Source organism: Sorangium sp. So ce1014, assembly GCF_051521505.1.
Lineage (GTDB): Bacteria > Myxococcota_A > Polyangia > Polyangiales > Polyangiaceae > Sorangium.
Genome location: NZ_CP150356.1, coordinates 3,893,249 through 3,913,471 on the forward strand (window position 1 = coordinate 3,893,249; position 20,223 = coordinate 3,913,471).

Annotated in this window: 15 protein-coding genes; 9 read left to right on the forward strand and 6 right to left on the reverse strand. The window is 73.7% G+C overall.

Features of this window, described 5'->3' with window-relative positions; genetic code table 11:
- Positions 1-69 precede the first annotated feature (69 nt).
- The 3 genes from WME75_RS14875 to WME75_RS14885 all read right to left on the reverse strand — a co-directional run bounded on the left by WME75_RS14875 (position 70) and on the right by WME75_RS14885 (position 2,590).
- Entirely contained in the window at positions 70-762 is a 693-nt protein-coding gene (locus tag WME75_RS14875) for an oxidoreductase (RefSeq protein ID WP_437491024.1), read from the reverse strand.
- 202 nt (positions 763-964) lie between these two features.
- Positions 965-1,483, reverse strand: a complete 519-nt coding sequence (locus WME75_RS14880) for an NUDIX hydrolase (protein ID WP_437491027.1) — start codon at positions 1,481-1,483, stop codon at positions 965-967.
- 492 nt (positions 1,484-1,975) lie between these two features.
- Positions 1,976-2,590: an FxsA family protein gene (locus WME75_RS14885; protein WP_437491030.1), complete on the reverse strand. Its 615-nt coding sequence runs from the start codon at positions 2,588-2,590 to the stop codon at positions 1,976-1,978.
- Between the two features lie 219 nt (positions 2,591-2,809).
- On the opposite strand from WME75_RS14885, the gene WME75_RS14890 reads away from it, so the two are divergent.
- On the forward strand, positions 2,810-4,360 hold the full coding sequence (locus tag WME75_RS14890) for a lysine 5,6-aminomutase subunit alpha (RefSeq protein WP_437491032.1): 1,551 nt from the start codon (positions 2,810-2,812) through the stop codon (positions 4,358-4,360).
- An 816-nt stretch (positions 4,361-5,176) separates the two neighbouring features.
- Complete coding sequence (locus WME75_RS14895) at positions 5,177-5,911, forward strand: OAM dimerization domain-containing protein (protein WP_437491035.1); 735 nt, start codon at positions 5,177-5,179, stop codon at positions 5,909-5,911.
- A 3-nt stretch (positions 5,912-5,914) separates the two neighbouring features.
- On the opposite strand, the gene WME75_RS14900 is transcribed toward WME75_RS14895, so the two are convergent.
- On the reverse strand, positions 5,915-6,733 hold the full coding sequence (locus WME75_RS14900; RefSeq protein WP_437491038.1) for a J domain-containing protein: 819 nt from the start codon (positions 6,731-6,733) through the stop codon (positions 5,915-5,917).
- Between the two features lie 202 nt (positions 6,734-6,935).
- Between WME75_RS14900 and WME75_RS14905 the strand changes: the two genes are divergently transcribed.
- From WME75_RS14905 to WME75_RS14935, 7 genes are all read left to right on the forward strand, one after another.
- Positions 6,936-7,781: an SDR family NAD(P)-dependent oxidoreductase gene (locus WME75_RS14905; RefSeq protein WP_437491041.1), complete on the forward strand. Its 846-nt coding sequence runs from the start codon at positions 6,936-6,938 to the stop codon at positions 7,779-7,781.
- 348 nt (positions 7,782-8,129) lie between these two features.
- A complete protein-coding gene (locus WME75_RS14910; protein WP_437491044.1) occupies positions 8,130-9,881 on the forward strand; it encodes a hypothetical protein in 1,752 nt (583 codons plus the stop codon).
- Positions 9,882-9,925: 44 nt separating this feature from the next.
- Positions 9,926-10,429, forward strand: a complete 504-nt coding sequence (locus WME75_RS14915; RefSeq protein ID WP_437491047.1) for a T3SS (YopN, CesT) and YbjN peptide-binding chaperone 1 — start codon at positions 9,926-9,928, stop codon at positions 10,427-10,429.
- A 19-nt stretch (positions 10,430-10,448) separates the two neighbouring features.
- Entirely contained in the window at positions 10,449-11,711 is a 1,263-nt protein-coding gene (locus WME75_RS14920; RefSeq protein WP_437491049.1) for a hypothetical protein, read from the forward strand.
- Between the two features lie 166 nt (positions 11,712-11,877).
- Complete coding sequence (locus WME75_RS14925) at positions 11,878-12,768, forward strand: carboxypeptidase regulatory-like domain-containing protein (protein ID WP_437491052.1); 891 nt, start codon at positions 11,878-11,880, stop codon at positions 12,766-12,768.
- Positions 12,769-13,152: 384 nt separating this feature from the next.
- Positions 13,153-14,148: a heme o synthase gene (cyoE, locus tag WME75_RS14930; RefSeq protein WP_437494821.1), complete on the forward strand. Its 996-nt coding sequence runs from the start codon at positions 13,153-13,155 to the stop codon at positions 14,146-14,148.
- A 61-nt stretch (positions 14,149-14,209) separates the two neighbouring features.
- Positions 14,210-14,926, forward strand: coding sequence for an SCO family protein (locus WME75_RS14935; protein WP_437491055.1), 717 nt, complete (start codon positions 14,210-14,212; stop codon positions 14,924-14,926).
- Between the two features lie 16 nt (positions 14,927-14,942).
- Here the strand turns inward: WME75_RS14935 and WME75_RS14940 are convergent, their stop codons facing one another.
- The gene (locus tag WME75_RS14940; protein WP_437491058.1) at positions 14,943-19,391 is read right to left on the reverse strand and encodes a sigma 54-interacting transcriptional regulator; all 4,449 of its coding nucleotides are present in this window, start codon (positions 19,389-19,391) and stop codon (positions 14,943-14,945) included.
- Positions 19,392-19,450: 59 nt separating this feature from the next.
- Positions 19,451-20,212, reverse strand: coding sequence for a DUF3105 domain-containing protein (locus WME75_RS14945; RefSeq protein ID WP_437491061.1), 762 nt, complete (start codon positions 20,210-20,212; stop codon positions 19,451-19,453).
- Positions 20,213-20,223 lie beyond the last annotated feature (11 nt).

The following is a 20,223-nucleotide window of genomic DNA, read 5'->3' on the forward strand; positions in this document are numbered from 1 at the left end:
CGCGCGCTTGCGTCGCGCCGGCGGTGGCGGCGCCATGGCGGCGCGGGGGGCGCCGTGCGGGCCGGCCGATCAGGCCTGGACGACGCCGATGCCCTTGGCGAGCGTCTCCATGTCGTCGAAGTGATAGACGTGGCGGCCGGGGCTCCCCTGGAGCGCGGCCGCGACCATCGCGCCGGCGACGGTCCTCGCGTCGATCGGGCGGTACCTGCGGAGGCCGCCCTTCATCGTGAACCGGAGCGTCTGCGCCGCCGCGACGCCGATGGCCTCGCCCCTCCTGACCTCGCCCCGCTCTCCGAGGAGCAGGCTCGGGCGCAGGACGTGGACCGACGCGAAGCTCGCGGCCGAGAGCTCCTGCTCGAGCTCGCCCTTCACGCGCAGGTAGAAGCTCGTCGAGCGCGGATCGGCGCCCACCGAGGAGACAAGGATGAGCTGCTTCACCCCCGCCTTCTCGGCGAGCCTGGCGACGGTGATCGGGTAACGATAGTCGATCTGGTGGAAGGCCTCTTCGGAGCCGGCCTTGGCGATCGTCGTCCCGAGCGCACAGAACACGTCGGTCACGCCGGCGAAGTCCGCGCCGTCCAGCTGCTCGAAGTCGACGATGCGCTGGGAGAGCCGCGGATCCTCGATCGGGGCCGGGCGGCGTAGCAGGGCGACGACCCGCGCGTACGCGGGTTGCTGCACGAGGAGGCGCAGGCAGTGGCCGCCGACCAGGCCCGTTCCTCCCACGATGAGAGCTGTCTTGTCGACCGTCATGGATTCCATGTTCCTGCGGAATCACCCGCGGAGAGCGCCGCCGCCGGGATCCGCAGCCGTACCCCGCAGAATAGCCCAGGCGGCGCGCGAACCCCAGCGGCCGGCTGCGCGCGTCCGGAGCGGACGGTCGGCGCGGACCCCCCACGGTTCCTTCACCGGTGTGTGCGGGCTCTACATCGCCGGTGCCGGCGAGCGCCCCGCGGCGCGCGGCTCACGTGAGCGGTGCGGGGGCGACCTTCTGCGCGAGCTTCGCGTGCTGGGCGTGGAAGGCCTTGATCGCCATCGGGATGACCTGCTCCCGATGCTTGGGCACCATGTTGTTCGGCAGCTGCTCGACGGGCCACCAGGCGCCGGTGGCCGGGACCTCGGCGAGCTTCGCCTGGTGGACCCGGGAGAGCATCCAGCCGCGCGCGGCGGCCGAGAAGTAGTCGCCGACGAACGTGAAATCGGAGATCGTCATCCCGACCCGATGGAGGACCTGCTCGGGCTGCTCGCCCGGCGACAGGACGCTCCCGGGGCAGCACCACTGTCCTGGGCCCGACTCCGACGCTCCTCGCCGGGTCAAGAGCACCTCGAGCGCGCCAGAGTCCGCGTTCCTTCGGAGGCACACGGCGTCTGCGGCGAGGTGGATGGGGAGCCGGGAGATGGCGTTGATGAGCGAGCTGCCGAGCGGCTCCCTTGGATCGATGTGCCCGAGCAGCCAGCCGGCCATGGTTCGCATGAGCCTCATCGCGGCACCCTCCGCGAGGGCGCGCCGTGCGATCGCTGGCTCATCGCCGCGCGAGGCGCGCCCAGGCGAGCGCGGCGCTGCTGTTCAGGGCTGGACGTCGTACCAGCGCCGTTCTTCGTGCCGCACTCCGAGCGGCGCGGTTCGTTCGATGGGATCGCGTGTCGAGTTGGATCTAGCATAGGGGTTGCTGCGTTGGTTGCTTGTGCGTTGTCGCGTCACGTTGTGCGAGTTCAGATCTTCATCTCGTCTCTCCTGGGATGTCGGACCGCGCCGACGACGTTCAGGAGCCTACAATATCCTGTGTTTCTTTATCGTTTCATTCATGCAGCCCGCGCGTGAATCATCATCTTGCGTTGTTGCTCGCGTTGTTGCTCGCGTGTTTCACCGGCCCCTCACGCGGGTGTTCAGGCGTCGAGCGCGGGAGTCGTGGGTGCCGGGAGGGGCGCGGGCGAGCGCGCATGGGCTCGCCGAAACACAGATGTCACCGGGATGTCAGCGGGGCAGTCGTCGCGGCTGCTGCGCTGGCCCGCCGCGCTCGTCGTCCTCGGTCACCTCCGCCTCGACGTCGATGACCGGGCCTGACGCCGGCCACGCCGGTCGCTCGCGGGACGCGCCGGGGCGCTGCGCGGTGCGCCCGCCGAACGGTCCGCCGCCGAAGTCGATGACCCTCATGGTGAAGAACGCCCCGTTGCCCGGGCCGTCCCCGCCGAGGCCGGCGGCGCTCGCCGCGGCCGCGGCGCTCGCCGCGGCCACCCGCCGCTCGAACCGCTCGCGCACGGCCGCGGCGAGCCGGCGGCGCACGGGCGGGACCAGGAGCAGGAGCCCGGCCACATCGGTCAGCACCCCCGGCGTGACGAGCAGCGCCGCGCCGAGGAGCACGAGCAGCCCGCCGGTGAGCCCCTCGTCCGGGACGCGGCCCTCGGCCGTCGCGCCCCGCCAGGAAGCGAGCACCTTGAGCCCCTCGTGCTTCGCGAGCGCTACCCCGAGGAGGGCCGTTCCGAGCGCGAGCGCCACCGTCGGCCAGAAGCCGATGACGCCGCCGATCGACAGGAGCAGCCAGAGCTCCAGGATCGGGACCGCCGTGAAGAGCAGGATGAGCTTGCCCATGACCCCCCGTCTAGCGCCGCCCGTCGCGCCGCGCACGTGGCGCCGCGCACGTGCGGGACCGCGCGCCGCGCGCTGCCGCGTGCCGCCGTGCGCCGCCGTCAGCGCCGTGGTCGCGCGCCGCCGCCGCGCCGCCCGCGGCCGGCTGCTCCGCTGCGGATCCCGCGCCGGAGTACCGGCCGCGGTGAGAGTGCGCTAAGACCGCCTGCCCCGGAGAAATCCATGACGACTGTCCCCGTGGAGCAGGAAAAGGTGGAGGCGTGCCGCGCGTTTGCCGCCGACATCGCCGACGACGTGCAGCGCTTCATCGACCGCCACACCACGGTCGGCGTCGAGCGCACCGTGGCCCGCGCCTACGGCGTGGTCGGCGCCGACGCGGAGGGGACGCCGCTCGCCAACGCGCTCGTCGACCGCATCCACAAGGCGGGGCAGGTCGGCCGCGGGGTCGCGTACCACCTCGGCCGGGCGCTTTGCGAGGGCGCCGCCTCGGTGCAGGAGGCCGCCGAGATGCTGGCGTTCAGCGAGGCGGCCGACTTCGGCCCGGGCCCGTCCGCGGCCGAGGCGCGCGGCGCGATCGAGGCGGCGACGCGGGAGGCGATCGCCCGGATCGACAGCGCCCGCGACGAGCGCGAGGCCAACAAGGCGGCGCACCGGGTCGGCACAGCGCCGCTCAAGTACGTCATCGTCGCGACCGGCAACATCTACGACGACGCCGTCCAGGCCAAGGCCGCCGGCTTCGCCGGCGCCGACATCGTCGCCGTGATCCGCGCGACCGCCCAGTCGCTCCTCGACTACGTCCCGGAGGGGCCGACCACCGAGGGGTACGGCGGCACGTACGCGACCCAGGAGAACTTCAGGATCATCCGCCGCGCCGCCGACGAGGCGACCCGCGACACAGGCACCTACCTCGCGCAGACGAACTACTCGTCCGGCCTGTGCATGAGCGAGATCGCCTGGATGGCGGCGGTCGAGCGGCTCGACATGCTGCTCAACGACGCGATGTACGGGATCCTGTTCCGCGACATCAACATGCAGCGGACGTTCATCGATCAGTACTTCTCCCGCAGGATCATCGCGCGGAGCGGCATCGTCATCAACACGGGAGAGGACAACTACCTCACGACCGCCGACGCCGTCGAGAAGGCCCACACGGTGCTCGCGTCGCAGTTCATCAACGAGGCGTTCGCCCGGCGCGCGGGCCTCCGTGAGGAGCTGATGGGCCTCGGCCACGCCTTCGAGATCAACCCCTGGCTCGAGGACAGCCTCCTCTTCGAGCTCGCCCAGGCGCAGCTCGTCCGGCAGATCTTCGATCGGCACCCGATCAAGTGGATGCCGCCCACGAAGTTCAAGACAGGCGACATCTTCCACAGCCACGTCCATGACGCGATGTTCAACCTGGTCGGGATCACGACCGGCCAGTCGATCGCGCTGCTCGGGATGTTCAGCGAGGCCGTCCACACGCCGCTGCTCATGGACCGGTATCTCTCGCTGAAGAGCGCCCGTTACATCTTCACGGCGGCGCGGCACCTCGGCGACGAGATCCAGTGGAAGCCGGGCGGCATCGTCGAGTCGCGCGCCCGCGAGGTCCTCGACAAGGCGCACGCGCTCCTGCGCGAGGTCGAGCGGGAGACCCTCTGGGACGCGATCGGGCGCGGCGCGTTCGGCGACGTCAAGCGCACGCGCACGGGAGGGAAGGGGTACTCGGGGGTCGTCGCCCGGCACCCGGACTACCTGAATCCGATCCTCGAGGTGCTGGAGCGATCCTCGTCGTAGTCCACTAGAACGCCGATTACATTGAAAATCCGCTAAAATCGACTCATGGGAAGAGGACCGCAAGGGGCGCAAGGGGCGCAAGGGGGGAGAAGAATATGATTTATCTCTGTTCCCTTGCGCCTCTCGCGCCCTTGCGGTCTCTCGTCTGACTGGGTGCCGTGCCCTTCCAGCGTGCTCCTCGGCGGCTCCGACGGGGGCCACAATCTGTTGAATTTAGCTGAATTTTAACCTCTTCGGCGTTCTAGCCGGGCGGCCGCGGCGGCAGGCCGCCAGCGCGGCGGTGAGCCCTCGCTCGCCTTGAAATCGCCCTCTCTGGCGCCCCGTCGCCCGCTTCAAGGCTTGGAATGGCCAACTCGGCCGCCCAGCCGGCGCTTTCAAGCCTTGAAATGGCCAACTCGGTCGCCCAGCCGGCGCTTTCAAGCCTTGATCTGCCCCGCTGGCCCGCCGAGTCGGCCGTCTCAAGCCTTGAAATAGCCGACTCGGCCCCCGAGTCGCCCGCTGCAACGCCTGCATCAACCGTTGCAGCGGGCCGCAGGCGATGTGCCCGACCGCGGCGGTGAGCTTCGTGACCCGCCGGCGCGCGAGGGCGCTCGGCACCGTGCGCCGCCCTGCGAGCCGATCCCGGAGGCGACGAACACGCCGATTTCGTCAGGAGAGCCCTGGAATACGGTGGCTCTTCGGCTCGCCGATGACATATCGGCCGCTGTGCCTGCGGACGAGATCCCGCGCGGTGGCCAGGGCGAACACGCGAGTCCCGCCTGCCGGCGGCGAGGCGCAGTACCGGACCGCCGCGGAGTGATGTACACCATGGGCTCCATGACACAGCGAAACATCCTGCGTGCGTATGGCGATCGCGAGGGCGACGGGATGGTCCAGATGTCGTTCACCCTCCGCATCCTGCCGGGCGACCGCGCGCGCGAGGTGGCGAAGCGCTTCGCCGAGGCGCACGGCCTGCGCGAGCCGCTGGTCACGGCCATGGAGCAGGCCAGCCGGGAGCACACCTATTTCGTCGTTTACGGCCACTCCCAGCACGGGGTCGACACCTCGGACATCGAGGTGGAGGAGCTCGCCGCCCAGCCGCTCACGCGCGATCAGATCGAGGAACAGGCGAAGAAGCTCGGCCGCAAGATCGTCGTCGTGGGCGCCTGCACAGGCAGCGACGCGCACACCGTGGGTATCGACGCGATCCTGAACTACAAGGGCTTTGCCGGAGAGAAGGGCCTCGAGAGCTTCAAGTGCATCGACGCCCACAACCTCGGCGCGCAGGTCGAGAACGCCGAGCTCTGCGAGAAGGCCAAGGCGCTCGGCGCCGACGCCCTCCTCGTGTCGCAGGTGATCACGCAGCGGAACTGCCACAAGGAGAACGCGGCGGCCCTCGTCGAGCTGGCGACGCGCCAGGGCTTCCGGGACAAGGTGATCCTGCTCCTCGGCGGCCCGCGCATCGACCACAACCTCGCCGTCGAGCTCGGCTTCGACGCCGGCTTCGGCCCCGGCACGAAGCCGATCACCGTGGCGTCGTTCCTCGTCGAGCGCCTGGTGGGCAGGGTCTAGCGATCAGGCGACGAGCAGGTGGTAGGCGGCCGAGAGCTCGGCGAACTGCGCGGTGCGCTGGGCGCGCTCGCCGGGCTGCGCGGCGCCGCGGTCGGGGTGCAGCACCGCGGCCATGCGGCGGAAGGTGCGGCGGATCTCGGCCTCGGTCGCGCCCTCGCGCAGGCCGAGCACCTCGAGCGCCCGGCGGCGCGGCTCGTCCAGCCGGACGGCGCGCGGGGGCGCGCTCGACGGTGCGCCGCGCGGGGGCGCGCTCGACGGTGCGCCGCGCGGGGGCGCGCTCGACGGCCCGCCGCGCGCGGCGCCCGCGACGCGCCGGTGACGGTCCCGCGCGCGCGGGCGGCCGTGGAGGAAATCGCTCGGCGCGAGCGGGCCGGTCTGCCGGAGCGACCCGGCGAGCGGCCTCGCCGTGTGGAAGCAGATGGTCGCCTCCTCGATGGCGAAGAGCGCCTCGAGGCGGGCGCGGAGCTGGATCTGGAGCGCGCGCGCGACCGCGCTCTCCGGGATGAGCCCCGCGGCCACGAGCACCTCGCCGGTCCGGCGCCCCCGATGCGCGGCGACGAGCGCGGCGAGCCGCTGGATCGACGGCTCGGGCGCCGAGCCCTCCCGCGCGAGGATCTCGCCGAGGCGGGGCACCCGGAGCGGCGTCTCGACGGCCGTCACCAGGCCGGAGAAGAGCTGGATCCGGTGCTGGCGACCGGGCACCGTGGAGCCGCTCGGCGTCCTGAGCTCGCAGAGCTCCAGGAGCCCGGTGGTCCTCTCGCGGTGCAGCGCGCCGAGCAGGTCTCCCAGGGTCGACGTGGAAAGGCGGCTGGGCAGTTGCATCGAATGCGGCGTTATCATCGCCGCGCGCGATCGGGCAAAGAAGCCGCGTCCGCGCGCTCGCCGTCCGCGCGTCCGCGCGCTCGCCGCCCGCGCGCCCGCTGGCACGCACGAATCTGCGCCCGGATGGCGGCCCGCTGTGCGAAGCTCCGCCCGAAAACGGCCCGGCGCGGCGCGCCGGCGCGCGGATCAGGAGGAATCTGCGATGGGCTTGCTCGACGGAAAGGTCGCGATCATCACGGGAGCCGGCGGCGGGATCGGCCGCGAGGAAGCGCTGCTCTTCGCCCGGGAGGGCGCGAAGGTCGTCGTCAACGACCTCGGCGGCGCGCGCGACGGATCGGGCTCGAGCGACGCACTGGCGGCGCAGGTCACCGAGGAGATCCGGGCCGCGGGCGGGCAGGCCGCGCCGAGCTTCGACAACGTGGCGACCCCCGAGGGCGCGGCGAGGATCGTGAAGACCGCCGTCGACGCGTTCGGCAGGGTCGACATCCTCGTGAACAACGCGGGAATCCTCCGCGACAAGACGCTCCTCAAGATGGATGAGGGGATGTGGGACGCCGTCATCACCGTTCACCTGAAGGGGACGTTCCTGTGCACGCAGGCCGCCGCGAAGCAGATGGTCGCGCAGGGCGAGGGAGGGCGGATCGTCAACACCACGAGCGTCTCGGGGATGCTCGGCAACTTCGGACAGGCCAACTACGCGGCCGCCAAGGCCGGCATCTACGGGCTCACCCGCACCGCCGCGATCGAGCTGCAGAAGCAGCGGATCACCGTCAATGCGGTCGCGCCCATCGCCAAGACCCGCATGACCGAGGATCTGCCCATGTTCCAGTCGGCCGGCGACACCCTCACGCCGGCGCACGTCGCGCCCGCGGCGCTGTTCCTCGCGTCCAACCTGTGCGCCGACCGGACGGGCAACGTCCTCGCCGTCGCCGGTGCGCAGATGTACATTTACAAGGTCGTTCAGAGCCCCGGAAAGTTCAAGGACGAGGGCGCTGTCTGGACGGCGCAGGAGATCGCCGATCACTGGGACGCGATCAACAAGCTCTGATCGCAGCGCCGGTGAGGGCGCCGCGCCGACGGCCGGCGGCGGCTCGAGCGCGCCGCATCGAGCGCGCCGCCCAGGGCTGCTCCCAGCGGGCCGCGCGCTTCACGTGGCGCGCGGCGGTCGCGGCGGACGCGGCAGAAGCGAGGCCTCGGCGCGCGCCGACCGTTGCTGTGCTGATCCCCGGATGCTAGGTTCGAGGCGCTTCCGGGGTGCGATTGGCGCATCGACGTACTGTTCGAGCAGGTCGTTCTCGCGGAGTCTGGAGGTGCCACCGGTGACCGTCGTTCGCTGCTGTTCCGGCTGCGCCTCATCGCGCGGTGCGGCCTCTGCAGCGCGGAGGCGCTGAGCACCATGTCGCGCGACGCCCATATCCCGCTCGCCCTGTGGATCTGCGCGGCGATCGTGGCGCACATGGCGGGCGGCGGGGGCGCGGTCGAGGTGGCGCAGGGCATCGAGGATCGGGCGCAGCTCCGCCGGATGGTCGACGCGGTGCGGGAGGGCCTCCGTCCGGGCGATACGACGTTCGAGGTGCTGACCGACGGCATGGCGACGACGCCGCCTCCCGCCCCGCTCGCGCCGCCGGAAAGTTCGCCGGACGGCGACCCGGACAAGGACGCGCCGACCGATCCGCAGCAGGAGCCCGAGCCGGCCAAGGCGGAGAAGAAGAAGCCGCCGAAGCCGGAGCCGCCGCGCCAGGCGAAGGCGCCTCCGCCCGCGCCGCCGAAGCCGGAGCCGCCCAAGGAAGAGGTGGCCAAGGTCGTGCCGGTCCAGCCGGTGCCGCCGCCGCCGCTGCCGCCGGCGGATCGGCGGATCGCCGTCCGCCAGCACGTCGAGAAGGACCAGCAGGACAACCCCGAGGCGGACCGGATCGCGGACGACGCCAACAAGGTCGCCGAGGAGACCATGGCGCAGATCCGCTCGAAGGATCAGGACGATCCCACGCCGACGCCCGGGAGCGCGACCGGCCCGAGGGGGCCGAAGGACAGGGTCGGCGACAGCGACCACGATCACAGCGGCCACAGCGAGGAGCGCGCCGGCAGCGAGAAGAACGCGCCCGGCGAGAGGAACCCCGACAGCGAGAGCGCGGAGCATCACAGCCCGGCGTCCCCGGCGCAGGCAGCGCAGGCCGCTCGGGCGGCGCCGCCCGCGAGCGTTCCGGGCGCGAGCGGCGGCGGCCGCGTGGCCCAGGCGCCCCCCGGCATGCCGGCGCCGGAGAGGGGCGCCGCGGGCGGCTCCGGGCCGGCGTCGCCCGAGGTCGTCGACAGCCCGAGCGCAGGCTACACCCTCGACCCGGCCAACCCGGGCGGCGACGGCAAGAGCCGCGTCGCCGGAAAGAAGGCGACGCCGCAGCCCTACCAGAGCCCGGTCCGCGTCGGCTCGATCGGCCTCGGCGCTCCAGGGCTCCCCGGCGGGCCCAACCTCAACCTGAACATGGCCGGTGTGCAGGCGGCCGTGGGCAACGAGAAGCTCAGGGCGGAACGGGCTTCGGACGGCGCGTCCCGCAAGAGCGCGCACCGGGGCTCGTGGGAGACGACGGACAAGTGGAAGAAGTGGCGCGCCGCGATCGAGAACTACGACCCCTCGGTCAAGCCTGGCAACCAGACGTCCCTCAACGCCGCGCGGGTGCCGTTCGCGACGTACATCAACATGATCCACAACCGGCTCCACCCGATCTTCGCGGAGGAGTTCCTTGCGTCGCTCGAGAGCTTGCCCTCGGGGCACGCGTTCAACCAGAACCGGGTGACGCACCTGGAGATCGTGCTGAACAAGGACAGCGGCAGCATCGTGCGCCTCGGGGTCACGAGGCCGAGCGGGATGACGGCGTTCGACATGGTCGCGCTCAACTCGGTGCACCGCGCGTCACCGTTCGGAAAGGCGCCGGACGCGATCGTCTCACCCGACGGCAACGTGTACCTGCACTGGGAGTTCCACCGGGATCCGTACGACGCGTGCTCCACCCGCAACGCGCAGCCCTTCCTGCTGAAGGCGCCGTCCGATGCCGCCCCGGTCGAGCCGGCGCCGGTGCGCAGGGCGCCGCGGCCCGTCCCGGGCGACGAGAAGATGCGGGCGCCGCCTGGACCGCTGCTCCCGCTCCGGCGTTAGGTCCCGTCTCTGCACAGGGACCGCGGCGATGTATTCTCGGCGGCATGTCGAAGGATTCCGACGCGGCCGTTCAAGTCACCATCGCGCGCATCGAGGCGGCGCTCGCGGATTCCCCGGCGTTCACCCGGATCGAGCCGCTGTTCTACGTCGTCCGCCAGGGGACCGCGTACGTGTACCTTCATGTCCTGCCCTGGGCGCCGGATCGCGCGCTCGTGCGCCTCGTCGCGCAGCTCGCCCGCGGCGTCGAGATGACGCCGGATCTCGCGATGAAGCTGCTCCGCCTGAACGCGCGCATCCGCTTCGGCGCCTTCGGCTACGTCGCGCAGGGCTCGTGTGTGGTCATCGTTCACACGCTCCTCGGCGGCGAGACGCTCGACGCCGACGAGATCCTTGTCGCCCTCCGGGATCTGTCGGTGCTCGCCGATGAGTACGACGACCGCATCGTCGAGGAGGCCGGCGGTCAGCGGATGCAGGACCTGATCGACGCCTCGGCGACCGCCGCGGTCTTCACCGATCTCGACGCCCCCCGCCCCTGGGACAAGGGCTGAGCGACGGGCGCTCTTCTTCATGCTCCTCAACATCGATCTTCCCCCCGAAGCCCCTCCTCCCTCCGTCGCACCGGACGCCGCCGCCTCGCCCCGTCGCGAGGACGGCGGCGACGCGCCGCCCGCCGAGCGCCGGTCGTCCGCCGCCGAGCGCCCGCCGCTCGCCGGCCTGCCCGTGCTCCGGCTGATCCGGCCGCTCGCCGTGCTCGCCCTGCTCGCGATGATCCTCGGCCGCATGCTCGCGCCCGCGATGGTCGGCCTGGCCGTGGGCATCGAGCGCGCCGCGCACGCGATCGAGCTCGCCGGCGCCGGCGCATCGCAGCTCTTCGCGATCGGCGCGATCGTGATCGCGATGGCGCTGATCGGCGCGGTCGTGCGGAGCCGCGCGCCGTACGCGCTGCGGATCGCCGCGATCGTCGCGGGCAGCTTCGTCATCCTCGTCGTCCTGCACGCGACCGCGCAGCGCGTGCCCGATCTCTCCGCCGCGCTGATTGGCGTGAGCGCGGCGATCCTCGCGCTCGGCAGCGCCTGGGACGCGCTCCGCATCCCGTTCATGCGGCCGGTCGCGGCCGCGCTCGGGCTCGTCGGCGCCTCCGCGCTCGTGCGGCTCACCGGCGTCTTCCTCGCCGTCTGGGCGAACGACCGCGGCTCGAAGGCGCTCGCCGGCGCGACGAGCTCCGTGGCGACGGCCGCGTTCGCGCTCGACGCGCTGGCCGTCCTCGTGGCGACGGTCGCGCTCGGCGCGCGCCGCGAGGCGCGGCCGCGCGACGCCGAGCCGCCGCGGCCGCGCGACGCCGAGCCGCCGCGGCCGCGCCTCGTCAGCCCGCTCTCGCTCGCGGCGCTCGCCTTGTCGCTGCTCGTCACCCGCGCGGCGCTCGCGGGCGCCGCCGACGACGCGTCGATGATCGAGGCGCTCTTCCGCCGCGCGCTCGACCGGCTGCTCACGCGCCCCGCTCCGGTCGTGCCGCTCTCGATGCAGCTGTTCGTCGGCGCGCTCTCGGTGGTGGTCGTCGCGCTCGCGCTCATCGCGCCGCCGCGGCTGCCGGTCCTGGGCGGCGCGCTCGCGCTGCTGCTCGTCGCGCGCAGCGCCCCGGAGGTGCCGCTCAACGCGCTGTCGCTGCTGATCGCCGCCCTCTGCGTCGCGCTCGCCGCGCGCGACGAGCGCGGCTTCTGGGCGGCCGTGCTCGCGACCGAGCGCGAGGGCACCTCGAGCGCCTCCCGGGCGCCGGAGAGCCGGACATCCCCCGGGGCGCGTCAGGTTGACGCGAGCGACGACACTCGTTAAGCACGCCCTCGCCGCGCGGGCGATCCGCGCGCAGCGTTCCACCTGCTGCTCGCCGCCGGGACGGCGCGGGAGCCATCCGGTCCCGCCGGTCTCTCCTTCACCGGGCCCCGCGGGGCGCGACCCAGGCTCGCGAGGCGCGCCGTGGGGCACGCACGGGAGAGTCCTCATGCATCGTCGCGATCTCGTCTCGCTGTCCGCTCTCGCGCTCGTCGCGCTGACGCTCGGCGCCGGGTGCCCCGAGGAGCCCGCGAGGCCCGCCGGCGGCACGGCGGCGACGTCCACGGCCGTCGCGCCGGCGGCCTCGGCCGAGGCGCCCAGCGCGGCGCCGCAGGCGGTTGAAGCGCCGAAGGCGACGGGACAGGCGGCCGCGCCGGCCGCGCCCGAGGGCAAGGGGACGATCCAGGGGGTCGTCAAGCTCACCGGCAAGCCGGTCGAGATGAAGGTCCCGGCCGCGCGCAAGGACGCCCCGATCTGCCAGGACAAGGACGTCGTGTTCAACGCCGTCGTCGTCAACGACGGCAAGCTCAAGGACACCTTCGTCCGCATCGCGGTCGGGGGCGTGCAGGGCGGCTGGAAGGCGCCCGACACCCACGCCGTGGTCGACCAGAAGGACTGCATGTATGAGCCGCGCATCCTGGGCGTGGTCTCCGGGCAGCAGGTCGACATCAAGAACAGCGACCGGACGCTGCACAACGTGCACTCCTACAAGGGCGCTGAGACGCTGTTCAACCAGGCGCAGCCGAGGGGCGCCGATCCGCTCACGAAGACGTGGAACGACGGCATCATCAAGCTCACCTGCGACATTCACCCGTGGATGCGCGGCTTTGTCGTGGTGACGGATCACCCGTTCTTTGCCGTGAGCGGTGATGACGGCTCCTTCACGATCGAGAAGGTCCCGGCCGGCAAGTACAAGCTCGAGGCGTGGCACTCCCGCTATGGGCTGAAGACGGCCGACGTCACGGTCGCGGACGACAAGCCCGCCCAGGTCACGTTCACGTACGCCGGCACCGAGCCTGAGCCGGCGGAAAACAAGGACGAGCTCAAGGGCCTCTGGTGAGGTCCCCGGCGGCGCCTGCCGCAGGCGGCGGCGCGCCCGGGGTCGCCCGGCCGGCGGCGATCCGCGCGAGAAACGACCCTCCCTGCCGCGCTCGACGCGAAGAAGCTCGCTCGACGCGAAGAAGTAGGCGGACGGGCGCGCCGCGACGGTTGCCGCACGGCGACTCGTGCCCTAAAGGGAAGCGGCGACAACGGACGAACTCGACTCCCCGAGCCGCGTTGCGCGCGCTAGTGTCCCGGCCCAGATGCTGTTCTCCCCCGCCACCCGCGCTCAGGCGATGACGTCGTTTTCCGGCCTGGCTATCCCGCCTACAGGGGTCTCAGGAGATGTCGCGCGGGCACGCGGCGCGAGCGCCGGTCACGGCGGCGAGGTGCGCGCGTGACCATGAGCGTCGAGCCGGCCGCGGAGCGGGCCCCGGTCCCTTACATCCGCCAGGCCGAGCCTTCTGAAGGCGACGACTGCGCGCTTCCCACGGGCGCGCGCCCGCTGCTCAAGGTAGCGGCCGATCTCGTGAGCCTCACCAAGCCGCGCATCACGAGGATGGTGGCCGCCACGATGCTCGGCGGCATGTGGGTGGCGAGCCGCTACCTCGGCGTCGGGCTGGGCGGACAGGCGGTCGACCGCGCGGCCGTGCCTGCGACCCAGCTCGCGCTGGCGCTGCTCGGGACGGTCCTCGTCGTGTCGGGCGCCAATGTGCTCAACATGTACATCGAGCGCGACACAGATCGGCTGATGGAGCGGACGCGGAGCCGCCCCTTGCCGGCGCGGCGGCTCGCGCCGGAGGTGGCGCTCTGGTTCGGGATCGCGCTCTCGGTCACGTCGCTTCTGCTGCTGTTCGTCGGGGTGAACGCCGTCACGGGCGCGCTCGCCGCGCTGGCGCTGCTCAGCTACGTGCTCGTCTACACCCCGCTCAAGCGCAGGACGACGCTCTCGCTGCCGATCGGGGCGATCCCCGGCGCCATCCCGCCGCTGCTCGGGTGGACGAGCGTCACCGGGCAGATCGATGCGCCCGGCTTCATGCTCTTCGCGGTCATGTTTCTCTGGCAGATCCCGCATTTCCTCGCGATCGCGCTCTTCCGTCAGGACGAGTATCGGCGCGCTGGGCTCAAGGTGCTGCCCCTGGAGAAGGGAGATCGCACAACGCGGCTCCACATCGTCGGCTATCTCGCGCTGCTCGTGCTGGCCTCGGTGCTCCTCTTCCCGCTCGGCGCGGCGGGCCCGGTCTACCTCGGCGCCGCGGTCCTGCTCGGCGCTGCCTTCTTCGGGCTCGGCGTTAGCGGTCTCCGGCCGGGCACCGGCGCCCCCTGGGCACGACGGGTCTTCTTCGCCTCGATGGTGTATCTGGTGCTCCTCTTCGCCGCGCTGATGATCGGCGCCTGAGCGGCGCCCGGCCGCCTTGACGCGCCAGGGACCGGCCCTTAAGCGTCCTCGGATGGTTTCAATGGAGCCGACGCGCCCGGCGAACGGCGCTCCTCCGACCGCGGAACCGACCGACGAGCTGCTTCCGGAAGACCGCGGCCCCGCGCCGGCACCTCGGCGCGGGGCGCTCACCGGCAGGCCGCTCTTCTGGATCGCGCTCGTCGCGCTGGTCGGGCTCGTCGTGCCCTTCCTCGTCGGCCGCGCGATCCGCGGCCAGGCCGCGGAGCCGCCCGCGATCCGCATCCCCCTGCCGGCCTTCGAGCTGACGGATCAGCGGGGCGAGCGGTTCGGCCTGGAGCAGCTCCGGGGCCGGGTGTGGATCGCCGACTTCATCTTCACGACCTGCCCGACCGTCTGTCCCAAGCTCACGCAGCGCATGAAGGAGATCGACAAGCGAGGGCGCGATCTCGGTGACGCGCTGCACCTCGTGACGTTCACCGTCGATCCGGAGAACGACACGCCGGAGGTGCTCGCGGCCTACGCGGCGTCGCAGAAGCTCCCGCTCGAGCGCTGGACGTTCCTGACAGGCCCTCTCGATCAGATAGAGTCGACGATCATCAAGGGCTTCAAGATCGCCATGGGAAAGACGGAGTCGAGCCCTGGCCTCTTCAGCATCTTCCATGGCGAGCGCCTGGTGCTCGTCGACCAGGAGGGCGTGATCCGCGGCTATTACGAGGCGAACGACGAGGGGATCCCCGCGATCCTGCGCGACGCCGGCGCTCTCGTGAAGCAGCGGTGACGCGCTCGGGCTCGCCTCACGCCTCGATCGCGAGCCGCTTGATCATCTTCTGCAGGCCGAACCTCGACAGCCCGAGCAGCTTGGCCGCCTGCGTCTGGTTCCCGCGCGTGCGCTCCAGCGCGTCGCGCACGAGCTCCGTCTCCAGCGCGTCGATCCTCCCGCGGACGTTGAGGCCGAGCTCGCGCGGCGCCGCGCCGCCGCCCTGCGCGATCTCGGGCGACAGGTGCTCCCGATCGATGGTCCCATCGCAGAGCACGATCGCCCGCCGGATCTCGTTCTCCAGCTGGCGCACGTTGCCGGGCCACCCGTAGGCCGAGATCCGCTCCATCGCCCCGCGCGTGACCCGGACCGGTCCGCGGCCGTGCTTGGAGACGAGGTGCTGGACGATGAGCGGCACGTCGGTGGCGCGCTCGCGCAGCGGCGGCACCCGGATCGTGATGATGTTCAGCCGGTAGAAGAGATCCTCGCGGAAGGCGCGGGCGCGGACCAGCGCCTCCAGATCGCGGTGGGTCGCGGCGACGACGCGCACGTCGACCTTGCGCGTCCGCTCCGAGCCGAGCGGCCGCACGAGGCCGTCCTCGAGGACGCGCAGCAGCTTCGTCTGCATGGCGAGGCTCATCTCGCCGATCTCGTCGAGGAACAGCGTCCCCCGGTCCGCCACCTCGAAGAGCCCGGCGCGCGGCCGATCCGCGCCCGTGAACGCGCCGCGCACGTGCCCGAAGAGCGCCGACTCGAGCAGCCCCTCGGGGATCGCGCCGCAGTTCTCGCTCACGAACGGGTGCGCCGCGCGCGGGCCGTTGTGGTGGATCGCCCGCGCCACGAGCTCCTTGCCGCTGCCGGACTCGCCGCAGACGAGCACCGGCACCTCGGACGCGGTCACGCGGTCGACGAGGCGCAGCATCGCGTGCACGGGCTCGCTCTCGCCGATGATGGCGTCGTACCGGTAGCGCGTGTCCCGGCCCCCGCGCGCCCTGGCGAGCTCGATCGCCGCCGCGTCGAGCTCGGCCTCGCGGCGCGCGAGCTCCTCGGCGAGCCGCGACGACGCGCGCTCCGCGCGGCGAACGGCGCGGCGCAGCTGCACCTGGGCGCGCGCGTCGGCGATCGCCAGCGCCGCGACCGACGCGATGGTGCGCGCCCACCGGAGCTCCTGCGCCCCGAACGCGCCGCGGCGAACGCGATCGTCGAGGTAGACGACGCCGAGCGCCTCGCCGCGCGCGATGAGCGGCACGGCCAGCACGCTCCGGAGCTTCAGCGCGTGCACGCTGCGGTGCACGCTCGGCAGCTCCCCCGCGGCGTCGACGGCGACCACCGGCTCGCGCGCCTCCAGCGCGCGGCGCGCGAGCGTCTGCGACAGCGCGAGCTGCTCCGCGCCGAGGCGGGAGCGCGCCAGGTTGCGCGCGGCCCGCGGGACGAGGCGCCCGTTCGGGGCGCGCATGAGCAGGAGCCCCCGCTCCACCCCCGTCCACAGCACGAGCGCGTCGACGACCCGATCGAGCAGCGGCGTGAGCCGCTCGCGTTCGCCGAGCGCGCCGACGAGCGCCTCCAGATCGCGCGCCTGCTCGGGGCCGAGGCCGCTCTCCGGCAGCGCCCGCGCGCGGGCGACCCACGGCAGCGACCGGACGGCGCCGGAGAGCCCCGGCGAGGTGGAGGAGGCCCCCGCCGAGCCCGCGTCCGCGTTGCGCCTGCAGAGCTCGCGCGCGGCCTCGGCGAGCGCCGCGAGCACCCGGTGCGCGACGTCCGTCTGCCCGGTCTGGACCGCGAGCGCGTGCGCCGCGGCGAGCGCCGGGCCGCGCGACGCGATCGGCGCGCGGGCGCCCGCGAGCGAGGCGAGCGCGGCGAGGACGCGGTCGCTGCGGCCGCCGTGGGTCGCCGAGCGCGCCGCGCCGCCCTGTCCGCTGCCCTCGGCGGGCGCGTCGCCGACGTCGTCCGCGGCGCGCGCCGCGCGCGCCCCCCACCAGTCGAGCCGCGAAGCCGCGGCGAGATCCGGGCCGCTCGCGAGCTCGTCGAGCTCCTCGACGCGGGCGCCATCGAGCTCGCCCGCGCCGTGGCGCAGGCGCCGCGCGGCCGCCCGGAGCGCGTCGTCCGCCGAGCCGCCGGCGAGGAGCGCCGCGGCGCGCTCCGCCGCCGCGCGCGCGTCGAGCCGCGAGCCGACCTCCGCGCTCGCGACGCCGCCCCCGCGCGTGGCGGCCACGTCCGCGATCGCCCAGAGCGCGTAGGCCTCCGCCTTCGTGTCGCCCGCGTCGCGGGCCCGGGCGATGGCGTCCTCGGCCATCTGGCGGGTCTCGTGCGCGAGGCCCGCGGTGGCGTAGGCGGCCGCGCACGCGAGCAGCGCGCGCGCCCCCTGGGCTGGCCGGCCGAGGTGCTCCCAGAGCAGCGCCGCGCGGGTCGAGGTCGCGATCGCGCCGTCGAGATCGCCGAGATCCACCGCCGCCGCCGCCTCGCCGGTCCGGTAGGTCGCCTCCTCGACCACGGCCCCGGCGCGGACGGCGTAGTCGACCGCGGCGCTGAACGACGCGTGCGCGCGCTCCGGATCGCTCGCGTGCCACGCATAGCCGCGCACCGCGGCCATCCGCGCGAGCTCCTCGACGGAGCCCGCGAGCGCCTCGCCGCGCGCCACCTCGGACAGCGCCCGCGCGGCGTCGCCGCGCAGCACCGCGATCAGCGCGCGCACCTCGCAGAGGGGCGCGGTGACCGCCGCCCCGGCGAGCGCCTCGGCCGCGTCCAGCGTCCCCGCGTCGATCGCGATGCGCGCGAGCACCGCGGCCGCGCGCCCGTCCGGGTCTGCGCCGGCGTCGATGGCGGCGCGGGCGCGCTCCTCGGCGAGGACGCGATCCCCGGCGCGCCGCAGGACCTCCGCGGCGAGCGCCGCGGCCTCCGTCGCGTCCCGCACGGACGCGCGCAGCATCAGGCTCCGCGCGCGACCGAGATCGCCGTGCAGCCGGAGCGCGTTCGCCGCGGCGACGACGAGGCTGGCGGGCGCGTCGTCGCGCTGCTCGATCGCCTCGATCGCGAGCGGATCCGGCGGCACCCGCGCGATCGCGAGCGCCAGCTCCGCCGCCTCCGCCGCGCCCATGGCCTGCGCCGCGGCGGCGCCCTCGCCGGCGGCGCCGCGGTCGCGCGTCGCCGCGGTCGCGCGCCGTCGCGCGCCGTCGCCCAGCACGGCCGCCTCGACGTCCGCGAACGTCCAGGCCCGCGGCGGGATCTGCCGCGCCAGGGCGACGAGCGCGTCGGCCAGCGCGCGCTCCGGCGCCGCCGCGAGGGTCCTCATCGGCCACGCCGCGGCGCTCGTCCCCACGAGCGCGGTGAGCCACCGCGCGACGCGGTCCGGGCCGAGCCGCCCCAGCCACGCCGCCTCGCCCTGCGGCGAGCCCGCGCGCGCCGTGCCGTCGCCCGCGCCGGGCTCCGCGCTGGAGAGCGCGCGCGCCCGCTGGACCACCGCGAACGCGTCCGCGAGCCAGGAGGCCACGTCGTCGCGCACCCCGGGCGCCGTCTCGAGCTCGTGTCGCCGCAGGCGCAGGTAGGCGGCGCGCACGCGGCGCGCGTCGCGGTCCTGCCGATCGCGCTCCGCGCCCGGCGCCCCGGGATCGTCGCCCGCGCGCCGCGCCGATCTCCCGGCGAGCGGATCGCGCGCCGGCCGCGCGCCGGCGAGCGCGGCGCGGGCCGACTCGGTGACCCACGCCGAGGACGGCCGCGCGGTGGGGCAGGGCGACAGGAGGGCCCTGCAGATCGCGTCGAGCGTGGGCCCGGCCGCGCTCTCCGCGGCCACCGCGGCGCGCGCCGCCCCGATGGGATCGTCCGCGGCCCCCACGCCGGGGAGCGCGATCTCGGCGAGCAGCGTCCCCAGCGCGAGCAGGTCCCTCGCCCGCGCGTCTCCGAGCTCCGCGTCGCGGCGCGCGAGGTACCTGAGCGTCGCCCCTTCCACGGCGGTCTCGTGGATCGAGCAGGCGAGCCCCAGGTCGATCACCCCGATCCGCCCCTCCGGCGTCAGGATCAGGTTCTCCGGCTTGAGATCCCCGTGGGCCAGGCCGATGCCGTGCAGGTCGCCGAGCGCCTCGCCCGCGTCGCGCGCGACGGCGAGCGCCAGCGCCGCGCGCTCGCCCGGAGGCAGCTCGCGTACGGCCTCGGCGACGGCGCGCCCCTCGATCCAGCGCATCGCCACGAACGCGCGCCGCTCCTCGCCGGGGGCGCCCTCGACGCGCGCGACGCCGGCGCGCGCCGACAGCCACCCGACATCGACGAGCTCCGGCAGCCGCGGCGAGAGCGCGAGCGCCGCGTGCAACGCCTCGCGGGCGAGCGCCCGCAGCGCGGCCGCGCGCTCCTCCCCGGACGCGCCGCGCTCGCGTCGCTCGATCTTGAGCGCCACCATGCCGCCGCGCTCCTGATCGACCGCCCTCCAGACCTCGGCCGACCCGCCCGACCCCGCGACATCCAGCAGCCGGAAGCGCTCTGCCAACCGAGGTGTCACGGTCGACGGCTCGCTCATTCCAGGAATGCTCCCGGGCTGCGGGCCACCTGTCAACCGGGTTACGGTTCCGGCGGGCCGCCGCCGGCTGCGTCGGGCGTGTCGCCCGCGCCCTCCTTGGGCGGCACGTCACCGCAGCTCGGTGCGCCGCCGTCCGGCAGATCGACGTCGACGGCCGACGCGTCGCTGCACGTGTCTTCCGGGCCCTTGCCGTAGTGGTCTGCCACGAAGCGCGCGAGCGACGGCTTGTCGAGGCACGTCGCGGTGTACGTGGCGCCCCAGGCCGCGGCGGCGACGGGGGTGTCCAGCGCGCTGTCGGGCGTCATCACGAGGCGCGCCTCGGGCCCTCCGGGCAGCGTGAGGCATCTCGGATCCGAGGCGGCCTCGGTCCGCACCTCGTCGAGCATCGCCTCCACCTCCGCGCAGCCCGACGACGGGCACCGGTAGGCGAGGACGATCGCGCCGTGCTCGAGGTTGTGCACGTAGAGCTCCCGCGGCACCTCGGCCTCGTAGCGCTTGTACTTGGCCCAGAGGCCCCAGTGATCTCCGCCGCTCGGCGGGTTTGTCTCGTACTGGACGGGCGTGCACGCGGGCATGTGCTGCGCGGAGGTCACGCGGATCCCCGTCTGCACGACGACCTTGCACTCGGCCTCGCCCGGGAGGGGCGGGGCGTCCGGGAAGCGCGAGACGATCTGGGGCCCTGGCGGCGAGGCGTCGCTCTCGTCGATCGGGGGCGCGCTCTGACCACACCCGCTCAAGGGAGCGGAGAGCGCGGCGGCCGCCGTGGCGGCCACACACATCTGCGCGAAACCGCAGCGTTTCATGGTCGAAGCCT

Excerpts from the sequence above, each read along its gene's own strand:
- WME75_RS14900 (WP_437491038.1), bottom strand. The coding sequence starts at position 6,733 with ATGCAACTGCCCAGCCGCCTTTCCACGTCGACCCTGGGAGACCTGCTC.
- WME75_RS14945 (WP_437491061.1), bottom strand. The coding sequence starts at position 20,212 with ATGAAACGCTGCGGTTTCGCGCAGATGTGTGTGGCCGCCACGGCGGCC.
- WME75_RS14890 (WP_437491032.1), top strand. The coding sequence starts at position 2,810 with ATGACGACTGTCCCCGTGGAGCAGGAAAAGGTGGAGGCGTGCCGCGCG.
- WME75_RS14935 (WP_437491055.1), top strand. The coding sequence starts at position 14,210 with ATGGAGCCGACGCGCCCGGCGAACGGCGCTCCTCCGACCGCGGAACCG.
- cyoE (WP_437494821.1), top strand. The coding sequence starts at position 13,153 with ATGAGCGTCGAGCCGGCCGCGGAGCGGGCCCCGGTCCCTTACATCCGC.
- WME75_RS14885 (WP_437491030.1), bottom strand. The coding sequence starts at position 2,590 with ATGGGCAAGCTCATCCTGCTCTTCACGGCGGTCCCGATCCTGGAGCTC.
- WME75_RS14915 (WP_437491047.1), top strand. The coding sequence starts at position 9,926 with ATGTCGAAGGATTCCGACGCGGCCGTTCAAGTCACCATCGCGCGCATC.
- WME75_RS14925 (WP_437491052.1), top strand. The coding sequence starts at position 11,878 with ATGCATCGTCGCGATCTCGTCTCGCTGTCCGCTCTCGCGCTCGTCGCG.
- WME75_RS14910 (WP_437491044.1), top strand. The coding sequence starts at position 8,130 with ATGTCGCGCGACGCCCATATCCCGCTCGCCCTGTGGATCTGCGCGGCG.
- WME75_RS14895 (WP_437491035.1), top strand. The coding sequence starts at position 5,177 with ATGACACAGCGAAACATCCTGCGTGCGTATGGCGATCGCGAGGGCGAC.
- WME75_RS14875 (WP_437491024.1), bottom strand. The coding sequence starts at position 762 with ATGGAATCCATGACGGTCGACAAGACAGCTCTCATCGTGGGAGGAACG.
- WME75_RS14920 (WP_437491049.1), top strand. The coding sequence starts at position 10,449 with ATGCTCCTCAACATCGATCTTCCCCCCGAAGCCCCTCCTCCCTCCGTC.
- WME75_RS14880 (WP_437491027.1), bottom strand. The coding sequence starts at position 1,483 with ATGAGGCTCATGCGAACCATGGCCGGCTGGCTGCTCGGGCACATCGAT.
- WME75_RS14905 (WP_437491041.1), top strand. The coding sequence starts at position 6,936 with ATGGGCTTGCTCGACGGAAAGGTCGCGATCATCACGGGAGCCGGCGGC.